The 12,754-nt window shown below is 69.1% G+C and carries 13 protein-coding genes; 9 read left to right on the top strand and 4 right to left on the bottom strand.

Annotated elements, in window-relative coordinates:
- A partial coding sequence (locus HG543_RS43905; RefSeq protein WP_211194560.1) for a tRNA1(Val) (adenine(37)-N6)-methyltransferase occupies positions 1-597 on the top strand: 597 nt, incomplete at its 5' end.
- A gap of 710 nt (positions 598-1,307) precedes the next feature.
- The gene (locus HG543_RS56630; RefSeq protein WP_281404526.1) at positions 1,308-2,609 is read left to right on the top strand and encodes a hypothetical protein; all 1,302 of its coding nucleotides are present in this window, start codon (positions 1,308-1,310) and stop codon (positions 2,607-2,609) included.
- 48 nt (positions 2,610-2,657) lie between these two features.
- Here HG543_RS56630 and HG543_RS43895 read toward each other — a convergent pair whose 3' ends face one another.
- The 3 genes from HG543_RS43895 to HG543_RS43885 are packed head-to-tail and all read right to left on the bottom strand — an operon-like array spanning position 2,658 to position 5,522.
- A complete protein-coding gene (locus HG543_RS43895) occupies positions 2,658-3,782 on the bottom strand; it encodes a hypothetical protein (RefSeq protein ID WP_169350920.1) in 1,125 nt (374 codons plus the stop codon).
- A gap of 1 nt (position 3,783) precedes the next feature.
- Complete coding sequence (locus HG543_RS43890) at positions 3,784-4,620, bottom strand: ABC-2 transporter permease (protein ID WP_169350919.1); 837 nt, start codon at positions 4,618-4,620, stop codon at positions 3,784-3,786.
- On the bottom strand, positions 4,617-5,522 hold the full coding sequence (locus HG543_RS43885; RefSeq protein ID WP_169350918.1) for an ABC transporter ATP-binding protein: 906 nt from the start codon (positions 5,520-5,522) through the stop codon (positions 4,617-4,619). Before HG543_RS43885 ends, HG543_RS43890 begins: the two co-directional genes overlap by 4 nt.
- A 289-nt stretch (positions 5,523-5,811) precedes the next feature.
- On the opposite strand from HG543_RS43885, the gene HG543_RS43880 reads away from it, so the two are divergent.
- The 7 genes from HG543_RS43880 to HG543_RS43850 all read left to right on the top strand — a co-directional run bounded on the left by HG543_RS43880 (position 5,812) and on the right by HG543_RS43850 (position 12,157).
- Positions 5,812-6,021 (top strand): hypothetical protein, encoded by a 210-nt coding sequence (locus tag HG543_RS43880; protein WP_169350917.1) that lies wholly within the window; start codon positions 5,812-5,814, stop codon positions 6,019-6,021.
- Positions 6,022-6,084: 63 nt separating this feature from the next.
- Positions 6,085-7,053: a porphobilinogen synthase gene (hemB, locus tag HG543_RS43875; protein ID WP_169350916.1), complete on the top strand. Its 969-nt coding sequence runs from the start codon at positions 6,085-6,087 to the stop codon at positions 7,051-7,053.
- A gap of 75 nt (positions 7,054-7,128) precedes the next feature.
- Positions 7,129-7,638 carry a type IV pili motility protein SglS gene (gene sglS, locus HG543_RS43870; protein WP_169350915.1) on the top strand — a complete coding sequence of 170 codons (510 nt, stop codon included), beginning with the start codon at positions 7,129-7,131 and terminating at the stop codon, positions 7,636-7,638.
- Positions 7,635-8,273, top strand: a complete 639-nt coding sequence (locus tag HG543_RS43865; RefSeq protein ID WP_171818579.1) for an RDD family protein — start codon at positions 7,635-7,637, stop codon at positions 8,271-8,273. The genes sglS and HG543_RS43865 overlap by 4 nt, the downstream gene beginning before the upstream one ends.
- Positions 8,258-10,480: an ATP-grasp domain-containing protein gene (locus tag HG543_RS43860; RefSeq protein ID WP_169350914.1), complete on the top strand. Its 2,223-nt coding sequence runs from the start codon at positions 8,258-8,260 to the stop codon at positions 10,478-10,480. Before HG543_RS43865 ends, HG543_RS43860 begins: the two co-directional genes overlap by 16 nt.
- A 178-nt stretch (positions 10,481-10,658) precedes the next feature.
- A complete protein-coding gene (locus HG543_RS43855; protein WP_169350913.1) occupies positions 10,659-11,996 on the top strand; it encodes a DmpA family aminopeptidase in 1,338 nt (445 codons plus the stop codon).
- A gap of 44 nt (positions 11,997-12,040) precedes the next feature.
- Entirely contained in the window at positions 12,041-12,157 is a 117-nt protein-coding gene (locus HG543_RS43850; RefSeq protein WP_169350912.1) for an aminopeptidase, read from the top strand.
- A 30-nt stretch (positions 12,158-12,187) separates the two neighbouring features.
- Here HG543_RS43850 and HG543_RS43845 read toward each other — a convergent pair whose 3' ends face one another.
- Positions 12,188-12,679, bottom strand: a complete 492-nt coding sequence (locus HG543_RS43845) for a hypothetical protein (RefSeq protein ID WP_169350911.1) — start codon at positions 12,677-12,679, stop codon at positions 12,188-12,190.
- Positions 12,680-12,754: the final 75 nt, after the last annotated feature.

The raw sequence follows: 12,754 nt of genomic DNA, 5'->3' as shown, positions 1-12,754 counted from the left end.
CGGTTGATGGACCTGGGGACGGGGTGCGGCATCATCCCCCTGGTGCTGGCGCGGAGGCTGGGGCGCAAGGACATCACCGCGCTGGAACTGCAGCCGAGGCTGTTCTCCCTGGCCGAGCGCAACGTGTACCTCAACCGCTGCGAGCGCGAGGTGACGCTGGTGCAGGGGGATTTGCGGCGCGTGGGCGAGCAGTTCCCCGCGGGGAGCTTCGCGCACGTGGTCTGCAATCCGCCGTACCGGGCGCGGGCCTCGGGGCGCAGCAGCCTGTCGATTGAAAAGGCCATTGCCCGGCATGAACTGGCGTGTGAGCTGCCGGACGTGGTCCGCGCGGCGGCGCACCTGCTGGTGCCGCGCGGTGGGCTGTGCCTGGTGTACCCGGCGTCTCGCTTCAGTGACCTGGTGTCGGTGCTGAGATTGCACCGGATGGAGCCGCGCACCGTGCGCTGGGTGCACTCGAGAGCGGACCGGCCCGCGAAGCTGGTGCTCCTCCACGCGGTGAAGGGGGGCAGGGGAGACCTGATGGTGCTGCCCCCGCTCGTGCTCCATGCGGACGACGATCACGCGTTCACGGAAGAAGTGCGCGCGATGATTCTCTGAGAGCGCTCGAGGCCGCGTTCATTCCCCGGGCGGCAAGGGCTGGCATGTGTCTCTTTGCCCTACCCGGGACGCATCAGAGCTGTCAGTCCTGGCGGGCTCCCTGGCGGAGGATGGCCATGTCCAATGGCAGCCATGGGTTGGACCGGGCGTTCAGCAGGAGACACTGTCGGGTGTATGTCATGATCCCGCCCGGCCGCAATGCCTTGCGTCCTGGTGTATCCAGTCCGTGGTGGAAGTGGCCCGGATAGCCTTTCATCGCGACGAGTCTCACTTCCCGCTCCCATCGAATACGGGCGCCTGCTCCACCATGGAGACGCATGATGCTTCGAGAAGAGGGATTGGGCCTGCAAAGGCTTGTTGCGTCTGGCTTGCGCCAGATGGCGCTGGTGGTCGCCTGCGGCCTGCTGGCTTGTGCTCCGGGGCAGGAGGGAGATGGCGGCGGCGCCCAGAAAGGGCCCATCGGGGAGATTCCGAATGGGAGTCCGAATCAAGACCCCACGCAGCCAGGAGCGGATGACCCTGGTGTGTCGAGCGGGTGTACCTACGCTCTCGTGACGGATGGGAGTACCTATCAGTCAGGTGATGCCATCCGGGTTGCCTGGGCCGCGCCCGAGAGTCACCCCGAGAGTGATTGGGTAGGGCTCTACAAGGTCGGAGAGCCCGACACCGCGTTCTTGTCCCGACAGAGGGTGCCGATGGGAGCCGTGGGCATGCTGACATTTACTGCCCCACCGCTTGGCGGAAAGTACGAGTTGCGATACCTGGCCGAGAGTAATGCCGCGAGCGTGGGTGCCAGCAACTCCTTCACGGTGACTGCAATCCCAGGCAATATCTTCCTGTTCAGCAATTACGATGGTGGTGCATATACCCTGGTGGTGGATCAGAATCTGCCCAATATCCAGATTGGTATCGTTTCGTACCACGCATCCAAGGTCACGCTGACGGGCACGTATGTGGGGAACGTCAGCGCTGTTCGGATCGTGAGTTTCTACCCTGGAGAGTCGACGGTACAGGGCGTGGAATCTCACAAAGTGCAGATTCTCCCTCCAGAGCCTGTCACACACAGGCAGCCTTACGGAGGCACCACCCTGATCTGTGCGACAGGAGAGCGCGTGCTGACGTGGCATAGCGGGGGCTGCAACTCGACCACCCAGGTGGAAGAGTACTTCATGGCGAAGTTCGGAGAGGTCTCCGTCCTGTCTCATATGAGCCGCTACGGAGTCTTCAGCGGAAGCATACCGTTGTCCCAGGCCCGGTTGAGCATGGTGGTCGTCAGGGAGAAGACTCATTTCAATGTCGCGGCAGCGGCGGGACAGCCCAGCGGCGCGGTCAACATCACGGTGGATGTGAATGCCGCTGTGGGTGCGCTGACCCCGTCAATGCCTGCACTCACCACGGGTTCGCTGGCGTCGGGCTCCATCGTGAAGATCAACAACTACGCCAACATCCTCGGAGCGGGGGGCGCTGGCGGGTCGGGTGGCAATGGTGGCGGCGGCGGAAGGCCGCGGACGTGCAGCCGTGATGGCCTTCCGGGTGGAGCGGCCATCGAATTGACGGTGCCGACCACCATCGACAATCGAGGCAACATCTGGGGTGGCGGCGGTGGCGGCGGTGGCGGCTCTGGCTGCAATCAAAACGCGGGCGGCGGCGGCGGAGCCGGCTATGTCGGAGGAGCGGGAGGCGCGGGGGCCAGTCAGCTCAGTGAGGCGGAGGAGCTGGCGTTCTGCGGTCAGGATAATGGTGTCCGAAGTGGCGTTCCTGGCACCCCGGGTACCACTGCGGGCGGCATCGGCGGCAAGAGCGGAGACCCTTGGGGCGATGGTTCCTACGACATGATTGGCGGCGATGGCGGAGGCTATGGGCAGCCAGGCCAACCGCCGGATGCCTGTGTTTTCGCCTCGCTGGGTGGCGCGGCGGGGCCGGCCATCAAGCGCAATGGCCATACAGTGAACGTGCCTGACGGTGTCTATGACACCGGTGGGGGACGCATCCGGGGCCCGGTCAAGCCTTGATCACCCTCCCGGTAGGGCCCCAGGAACGCCCCCACTTCGGCAGGGGCCCTACCGCACCGACGCATCCGCCTCCGCGGCTTGTCGCTCCTCCTTACAGAACGCCAGCCGCTCCTTGATGGCATCCAGGGGCACGGCCATCTCCAGCTTGAACGACTCACCATCCGGCTGCACGCGGGCGAAGTCCAGGAGCTGCGCCATCTCCTTCTCGCCCTCGGCCTGAGCCCTCATGCGCGCCAGGGACAGCGCGGCGCCCAGGGACTTGCCCAGGTCCGTTACCTTGGCCTTGTCCTCGCCGCGCACCTCCGCCACCAGCGCCACGTCCGAGCTCGCGTCCACGTGCAGCTCCACGTTCTGCGCCACTTCACGCAGCCGCTGCGCCATCTCCGCCTGCTCCGGCGGCAGCAGGCGCGCCAGATGGTCCACCGACAGCACGCCGTACATCTCCCCGTACGTGCTGCCCTCCGGAATCAGCGGCGGCTCATCCGGGCCGCGTCCCTCCACCCGGTCGATGGCCTCCTTCACCCCGTCCGGCGTCCTCCCCAGCATCAGGAGCTGGTTGTTCCACACGCCCACCGCCGCGTTCCTCCGCCGCGTCACCGTGCCGCCATCCGGCCCCGCCACCGTCATCTCCCCCGGCTCGTACACCCGCGCGCCCTCGCCGTAGTCCATCGACACGGCGTCGCCCATCAGGTCCTGGAACTTCGCCTTGCTGAAGTCCCCCGACAGCATCAGCCCCTCGTCGGTGATGACCAGCCGGTCCAGGTCCTGGAGCGGATCCACGCCGCTCTTCGTCCGGAACTCGTTCAGCTCCTTACCGCCGTCCCGCATCAGGCAGTCCAGCAGCAGCTCCCCAATCGGCGAGTGCCTCAGCGCGTTGGCCTCGATGACCACCGCCGTCTTGCCCGCGCCCCGGGACAGCGCCGCCAGCAGCGGGTCGCGGGGACGCGGCCGCTCGGCCGCTGCCGTGCCCGCGTCCGCCACCGTGGGCATCACCCACGTCTTGCGCCGCTCCGCGCGCTCGCGCTCCGGGGCCCGCATCCTCCGGGGGAACTCCACCTTGGGAGCTTCCTCGGGAAGCGTGTCACCCTGGCCGGTGAACATCAGCACCGCGGCCAGCAAGAACAGCAGTCCCGCCACCCCGAGCCACACCCGACGCCGTCGACGGTTCTCCACGTCAGTAATCCTTTCCCTCGAAACGCCAGAATCCCACCGCCAGCGCTCCGAAGCCGAACACCAGCACGCCCAGCAGCAACATCCCCAACGAGTTCACTTCCAGCGGGGTGGACGACGCGATGTTCCCCGCCGCCACCGCCAGCGATGACAGCCGCGGCAGCATCAGCGTCACCGCCTCGAAGGTGCTCCGGCTGAGGCCCTCCTCGAACGCCGGGGAAATCTGCTGCCGGAACCCTGCGATGACCCCGCCAATCAGGAACAGGAACCCGGACGCCGCGCACAGCGCCGCGCTGCGCACCAGCGTCGCCGTCGTCAGCATCACGGCGTACACCGCCGCGAACCCCACGCACGCCATCAGCCCCGCGATGAGCGGCCCCGCCGTCCAGTACCCCGCCTTCACTCCAAAAATCAGCACCAGCCCCGTCGTGCCATACAGCGTCCCGCCCAGCGCCAGCACCATCACGCCCAGGAACGTCCCGGCCAGCAGGTGCCAGCGCTGAATCGGCAGCGCCAGCAGGTGCTCGATGCGCCCCGGTGACAGCAGTGACGGCGCGAAGTCCGAGCACGCGACGATGCCGAACAGGATGCCCCCGTAGAACACGATGAACGCCGCCGCCGTGTACACGGGCCGCAGCGCCACGTCGACGGAGCGGATGCTCGCGCGAAGCTCCTCGCCGAACAGCCGCGACGCCGCCAGCGCTCCGTCGACCACCTCGATGCGCAGGCTCAGCGCCACCACCGACAGCACCAGGGTGATGCCCACCACGAAGGCGAGGATGAACTTGCGCGCCACCGCCTCGCGCAGCACGTACCCCGCGATTCCCAGGACTGGATTCAAGCCGCCACCCCCACCGCGCCCGCCGGGGCCACCGTCCCCAGCAGCACGGACTCCAAGTCGGCCCCGTCGCGCCGCAGCTCCACCAGCAGCGCGCCACCCGCGCGTGCCTTGTCCAGCGCCGCGTTCAGCGCCATCGGGTCCTGCGCCTCCACATGGAACACGCCGTCCGCGCTGCCCCGCTTGAAGCCCGCCGCCGTCAGCGCCCCCGCATCCACGCCGGGCGCGAAGCGCACCATCCACCGCGCCTCGCCGCGCGCCAGGTCCTCCAGCCGTCCCTCGCGCACCACGCGCCCGTCCGCGAGGATGGCCACCCGGTCGCAGACCCGCTCGGTCTCCGCCAGCAGGTGCGAGTTCAGGAACAGCGTCGTGCCCTTCCGCACCTCCTCCAGCAGGATGCGGCGCACCTCCAGCCGGCCCATGGGGTCGATGCCGTCCGTGGGCTCGTCCAGAATCAGCAGGGAAGGGGAGCCCACCATCGCCGCCGCCAGCCCCAGGCGCTGCCGCATGCCCTTGGAGTACCCGCCAATCTTCCGCCCCACGGCGTCGGCGAGGCCCACCCGCTCCAGCAGGCGCAGGTCCGCCGCGGCGTCCGGCTTCAAACCCTTGAGCCGCGTCACGGTGGCCAGGAAGGCCGTGGGCGTCCACGAGCCCGGCAGGTGCAGGCGCTCCGGCAGGTAGCCGATGCGCGCGCGGATGCGCGGGTCCTCCGGCGAGCCCCCCAGTACCCGCACCGTGCCCTCCGTGGGCTGGACGATGCCGAGGATGCTCTTGATGAACGTCGTCTTGCCCGCGCCGTTGGGGCCAATGAGCCCGAACGCGCTCCCTTCGGGAACGGTCAAATCCATGCCCCGCAGGGCTTCGTTCCCCACCTTCCGGAAGGCGCGGCGGTACGTCTTCCGCAAACCCCGGACTTCAATGGCTGGCGCTGTGGCTGTCACGGTCGTGACTGTAGACGACCGACACGTCCGACGATTGCTTCTCCCTGCCCCCGGAGGGGGGACAGACGGTCAAGCACCGGCGCTTCCCTCCGCGACAATCCTTTCGCACACCTGGGAAACGGTTTTCGCACGCCTGTCGTGCCTGCCGCGCCGCGACACCTCGTTCTTCCGCAGGCTTGGAACCGTTGGGGCTCCATGGTCCGACCCATGCACCTGGCAAGCGGCACATTCCCTACCCGCCGGAGGAAGAAACATGTCGTTCGAGAACCGCGCCGAGCAGCAGCTTCAGGAAGCCCGCCGTGAGCTGGAGGCCGCCGAGCAGGGCCTCGCGTCCGGCACCGAAGCGGCGCGCGTGCGCTACGCCCGGGCCCTGCACGAGGCGGACATCGCCGAGCGCCGCGCGCAGCGCCACGCCCGCGAGAGCCGGCGCCATCAGCAGAGCTGGCGGCTCGCCGCAGGCTGAGCAGCCGGGCAGGGGTACGGAAACGATGAAGCGGGCGCGCCGCCGGTTTATACCGGCGTCGCCATGGCCTACCCCGTTCACCGTCCCCGCCGCCTGCGCCGTAACCCCGTCCTGCGCGACATGGTCCGCGAGACGCGGCTGCAGCCAGGCGACTTCATCTACCCCCTCTTCGTCGTGGAAGGCCGGGACGTGCGCCGTCCCATCGCCTCCATGCCCGGGGTCTTCAACCTGTCCCTCGAGCACGCCGTCGCCGAGGCGAAGCAGGCCAAGGCCCTCGGGGTGCCCTCCGTCCTCCTGTTCGGCATCCCGAACCACAAGGACGCGTGCGGCACGCAGGCCTACGCGAAGGACGGCATCGTCCAGCGCGCCATCCATGAAATCAAGGCGGCCGACCCGGACATCCAGGTCATCGCCGACGTGTGCCTCTGCGAGTACACGGACCACGGCCACTGCGGCATCCTGGAGGAGGGCCACGTCGTCAACGACGCCACGCTGCCCCTGCTGGCCCAGATGGCCGTCACCTGCGCCCAGGCCGGCGCGGACATCATCGCCCCCTCGGACATGATGGACGGTCGCGTGACGGCCATCCGTCGCGCCCTCGACGAGGTGCGCCTCACCGAGGTGCCCATTCTCTCCTACGCGGCGAAGTACGCCTCCGGCTACTACGGCCCCTTCCGCGAGGCGGCCCAGAGCGCCCCCAAGTCCGGCGACCGCCGCGGCTACCAGATGGACCCGGGCAACGTGCGCGAGGCCCTCAAGGAGGTGGCGCTGGACGTGGAGGAGGGCGCGGACATGATCATGGTCAAGCCCGCCCTGGCCTACCTCGACATCATCCGCGCCGTGCGCGAGCGCTTCGAGCTGCCCGTCGTCAGCTACAACGTGTCCGGCGAGTACTCCATGCTCAAGGCCGCCGCGCAGCTGGGGTGGATTGATTACGAGCGGGTGATGATGGAGACGCTCACCTCCATCAAGCGCGCCGGCTCGGACCTCATCATCACCTACCACGCCCTGGAGGCCGCGAAGCTCCTGTAGGCAACAGCCGGACCCACGTCGCGCGGCAAGCCGCTTGATATGCCGCGCGCGTTGCGTCCAAATGAACCGCGCACGATGCCCACCAAGAAGAAGCGGCCCGCACGCAAGTCCGAGAAACCCCCGCCCCAACGCCGGCGGGCTGGCAAGCGCCCCGGCAGCGGGCGCGCCGCCGTGGTCCGTGCCCCCGGACCGTTGCAGTACAAAGTGGTGGAGCTGTCCACGGTGGACGAGGGCGTCCTGGAGCGGACCCTCAACGAGTGGACCGCGAAGGGCTGGAACCTGGACGGCGTGCAGTTCGCCATGCGCGAGGCGTCCAAGCGCCCGGCCATGGCCTTCGTCTTCTTCACCCGCGAGGGTGCCCCGGCCGCGCACGACGAGGACGCCGCGCGCGAGCGGCTGATGCGCCTGTCGGAGACGGGCAGCCCCACCGCGGCGCTGGCGGCCGACAAGGCGAAGGAGCACGCCGCCCAGTGGTCCGTCCCGCAGCTGCACCCGCTCAGTGCCCATGAGCGCCTGGCCCGGCTGGCGGGCCTCGACGAGCCCGAGCCGCCCGAGGAGGGCCTCACATTGGAGCCCGAGGAGTGAGCACCGACCGCGAACGTGTCTTCATGACGGACAGCCGCGGCAGCCGGGTGCTGCGGCTGGTGGCGGATGACTCGCAGCCCGGCTCCCCATACCCCAAGGCATCGCTGTGGCTGCGCATGGGCGCCCGCGCGGTGGACGTGGCCGTGGCGTGGGGCCTGTACGTCGTCTGCGGCGCGGCCGGCATGGTGGTGGCGCTGCTCTTCCTGCTGCTGGCGGATGGGATGCTCCAGGGCCAGAGCGTGGGCAAGCGCATCTTCGGCGTGAAGGTGATGCACCTGCCCACGCGCTCGGCGGCGCGGCACCGCGACAGCACCCTGCGCAACGCGCCGCTGGCGCTCGTCGTCCTGCTGGGGATGATGCCCGTGCCGCTGGGGGACGTGGCCTTCGTGGCGGGGCTGGTCGTCATCGGCGGCGTCGAGGCGTGGCGCGTGGTGAAAGACCCGCTCGGCTGGCGGCTCGGCGACACCTGGGCCCAGACGCAGGTGGTGGACGGGAAGGTTGTCGCGGGCGCAACCGTTGCAGCCCGCACGCCGGTGGCGCATCAGCGCGCACCGGGAAGAATCATGTCCGCGGCGAAGGTGCGCCGCGGTCGCTCGCTCAAGAAGAAAAGGGGGCAACCGTGCGCATCGCGCTGACCCACAACCTCAGGCTGTCCGATTCGGAAGAAGAGGCGGAGTTCGACACCCAGGAGACGGTCAACGCGCTGGCCGCGGCGATTGAGCGGCTCGGCCACCGTCTGGAGCGCTTCGAGGTGAGCGGTCCCGCCTCGCGCACCGTGGCGCGGCTGGAGGCCTACAGCCCGGACCTCATCTTCAACACCGCCGAGGGGCGCCGCGGCCGCTTCCGCGAGGCCTTCTACCCGGCCCTCTTCGACGAGCTCGGCTTCCCGTACACGGGCTCGGACGCGTACGCGCTCGCGCTGACGCTGGACAAGCAGCTCACCAAGCTGGTGCTCTCCAAGCAGGGCATTCGCACCCCGGGCTGGCAGTACGTGGAGAAGCTCAGCGAGCTGACCGCGGAGAACCTGCGCTTCCCCGTCATCGTGAAGCCCAACTTCGAGGGCTCCTCCAAGGGCATCACCCAGGACTCCATCGCGGAGACGGTGGACGAGGTGCGCACCAAGGTGGCCGCCGCGCTGGAGAAGTACCCCGCCGGCGTGCTGGTGGAGGAGTTCATCACCGGTCGCGACCTGACGGTGCCCTTCCTCGCCGCCGTGGACAATGACTACGACGGCGTGCTCTGCCCGGTGGAGTACGTCATCGACCCGGCCGCCACGGCGGGCCGCAAGTACTCCATCTACGACTACGAGCTGAAGACGAAGAAGGAGAACGCCGTCAGCGTGCGCGCCCCGGCGCAGGTCTCCGCGCGCGTGGCCGAGGACGTCCGGAAGATGGCGCAGAAGGCCTTCCAGGCGCTCGACTGCCGCGACCTCGGCCGCATCGACTTCCGCCTCAGCGACGCGGGCGTGCCGTACTTCCTCGAAATCAACGCGCTGCCCAGCCTGGAGCCGGGCGCGGGCATCTACGCCTCCGCCGAGCTGGACGGGCTGCACTTCGACGGCGTCATCAACTCCATCATCCAGAGCGCGGCGAAGCGCTACAAGATCAAGGACTCCGCGCGGCGCCAGGGCAAGCCGGCGCGCAAGACGGGTCCGCTGCGCGTGGGCTTCACCTACAACGTCAAGCGCGTGAAGCCCATGGCCACCGCCGAGTCGGTGGAGGACAGCGAGGCCGAGTACGACTCGCCCAACACGCTGCAGGCCATCCGCGAGGCGATTGCGTCCTGGGGCCACGAGGTCATCGACCTGGAGGCCACCGCGGAGCTGCCCACGGTGCTGTCCAGCACGCCGCTGGACATCGTCTTCAACATCGCCGAGGGCTTCAAGGGCCGCAACCGCGAGAGCCAGGTGCCGGCCATGCTGGAGCTCCTGGACATCCCGTACACGGGCTCCGACCCGGCGACGCTGTCCATCGCCCTGGACAAGGCGCTGGCGAAGAAGATCGTCCGTCAGGCCGGCATCCTCACGCCCAACTTCCAGCTGATGGCCACGGGCAAGGAGCGCCTCAACAAGGAGTTCACCACCTTCCCGCTCATCGTGAAGCCGGTGGCGGAGGGCAGCTCCAAGGGCGTCATCTCCAAGAGCGTCTGCTACAGCGAGGCGGAGCTGCGCGACGTGGTGCGGGAGATTGCCACCAAGTACCAGCAGCCCGCGCTCATCGAGGAGTACATCGGCGGGCGTGAGTTCACCGTGGGCCTGCTGGGCGAGCGCCGCCCGCGCGTGCTGCCGCCGATGGAGATCGTCTTCCTCGACAAGGAGGAGAAGAACCCCGTCTACAGCTTCCAGCACAAGCTCGACTGGACGGACCGCATCCGCTACGACGCGCCGGCGAAGCTGGAGCCCGCGCTGCTGGAGCGGCTGCGCACGGCGGCCCGCAGCTCGTTCATGGCGCTGGGATGCCGCGACGTCGCGCGCATCGACTTCCGCATGGATGACAAGGGCCGCATCTACTTCATCGAGTGCAACCCGCTGCCGGGCCTGACGCCGGGGTGGAGCGACCTCGTGCTCATCGCCCAGGGCGCCGGCATGGACTACCGGACGCTCATCGGTGAAATCATGGCCCCCGCCATCCGCCGCTACAAGGAGCGCGAGGCGCGCCGCGCGGCCAGCGAGCCCCACGCCACGGTGCTGCGCAAGGGCCACCTGGAAGAGCACGGCGCCGCGCAGGCGGCTCCGGGCACGACGGCTCCCGCGGCCCCGGCCTCGGGCACTGGCAACGGCGGCAACGGCAACGGCTCCGGCGGGCACGGCGAGCAGCCCCCGCGCCTCGAAGCGAAGGCCTGACGTCCCGGCCTCCTGAAGCACCGGCGCCCCGCTCCCTGCCTGCCTGCCTGCCTGGCGGCGGGGGCGGGGCGTCGTCCTGTCATCCGGTTGCCAGAGCGGCCGGGCGGGCGGTGCCTCCCGTGCGGGGCATGCGCGGAGTGGTTGACGGTGGGAGAGCGTCGGTTAGTGTCCTCCGCCTATGGTGCAAATCCCCGAGGAAACCGGGCCCCGGATGCGCGCGCGCGAGCTGGGGCTGCCGCTGGGGCGCTTCAAGCCCGGGAAGTTCAACGCCATCACCGACGTGGAAGGGGTCCTCGTCGGGCACAGCACCATCATCAAGGGTGAGGGCCCGCTGAGACCCGGCCATGGCCCGGTGCGCACCGGCGTCACGGCGATTCTTCCCAACGAGGGCAACATCTTCATGGAGCGCATGAACGGCGGCGGCTTCGTGCTCAACGGCGCGGGCGAGGTCTCCGGCATGACGCAGCTCATGGAGTGGGGCCTCATCGAGACGCCCATCCTCCTCACCAACACCATGGCGGTGGGCGCGGTGTCGGACGGCGTGGCGCGCCACCTGGTGGAGCGCTACCCCGGCATCGGCGACGAGCACGACGTCATCATCCCCGTGGTGGGCGAGTGCGACGACTCGTGGCTCAACGACATCTCCGGCCGGCACGTGCGCGAGGAGCACGTGCGCGAGGCCATCGCCAACGCCGCCTCGGGCCCGGTGGCCGAGGGCAACGTGGGCGGCGGCACCGGCATGGTGACGTGCGACTTCAAGGGCGGCATCGGCACGTCCTCGCGCAAGCTGCCGGAGGTGCTGGGCGGCTACACGCTGGGCGTCCTGGTGATGTCCAACTTCGGGAAGATGCACAACCTGCGGGTGGGCGGCCTGCCCGTGGGTGAGGTGCTGGCGGAGAAGTTCAAGCACGCCCCCAAGCGCGGCCAGACGTACGGCTCCATCATCGCCGTGGTGGCCACGGACGCGCCGCTCCTGAGCCATCAGATCAACCGCCTGTGCAAGCGCGTGGCGCTGGGCATTGGCCGGGTGGGCAGCTACGCGGCGCACGGCTCGGGCGAAATCGTGGTGGGCTTCTCCACCGCGAACATCATCCCCCGGCGCACGCAGAAGATGGTCTACAAGCTGAAGATCCTCCTGGATCAGCGGCTGGACCCCCTCTACGAGGCGGTGATGGAGGCCACCGAGGAGGCCATCCTCAACGCCATGTGCATGGCCACCTCCATGCGGGGGGTGAACGACAACTTCTGCCCGGCGCTGCCGCTGGACGAGGTCCGTCGCTTCCTGGACGCCTACAAGCCCATCTTCGCCTCGGTGAAGAAGCGCCCCCAGCAGAGCAGCGCCCCCGCCTCCCGCGAGCGGCCGAGCGACGAGGACCGGGAAGGGGAGGTGACGGTGTCCGCCGCCCGGCCGACCGAGGTCCGGGGGGCCGAGGGCATCCCGTATCCCACACGGCCCGCCCCGGATGATCCTCCGGAGGGTTCCTCTTCCGGTAGTCCGGCGGGTTCTGATAGTTAAGCCCTTCTTTTCACGTCTCCCACAAGGGAGCACAGGAGTCGACGATGGCCCGCAGCAAGAGCAAGCACCGCCGCGTGCAGATGAAGATCAAGCAGGCGTGGAAGAAGCGCGCGAAGAAGCAGAAGGCCGAGGCCAAGGCGGCCGGCGAGAAGAAGAAGTAGCAAGGCCCCGCCCTCGAGCGGCCCGAGGCGCTACTCCCGGGTCGCCGAGAACGGGTTCACGACGTTGCAGCGCTGGGGCCCGTTCGGCCCGGCGCGCGTGAAATTGCCGGTGTAGGTCCCCGCCAGCCGCGCCGTTCCGCCATCCTCCACGGGGGGCGTGAAGCGGCCCGTCATGTTCAGCACCTGGGTGACGCCCCCATCCGGGCTGCCAGCGGAAGCTCCCCCCAGGTTGAAGGTGCCCAGCGACGACACGGTGCCGCGCAGCGGCACGCCCTCCACCGAGCCGGTCAGGGTGGCCTCCTCGCGGGTGATGTCCAGCCGCTTCCCCTGGGGCAGCGCCACGCCCAGCTGCGTGCACTCGCCCGACACGCCCGCGTCCGCGAAGTCCAGCCGGTAGCGCCCCTCCAGCGGCGGACAGTCCGTGCAGGGGGTGGTGCCGTCCCCACACCCCAGCGGGGCGGTGAAGGTGAGCACTGCCATGAGCACCGTGCCTCCGAGCGAGACGAAACGTCCAGAAGTCATGTGTTGATCCTCTGCGTGGGTGAACCCGGACTTCCCGGAGGGTAGCGGGGTTCCTAGGTTGGGGGTGGTCGGTGG

It is taken from the genome of Pyxidicoccus fallax, assembly GCF_012933655.1.
Taxonomy (GTDB): Bacteria; Myxococcota; Myxococcia; order Myxococcales; family Myxococcaceae; genus Myxococcus; species Myxococcus fallax.
The sequence above is the reverse complement of the archived record's forward strand: the minus strand, read 5'-3'. Positions and strand labels throughout refer to the sequence as shown.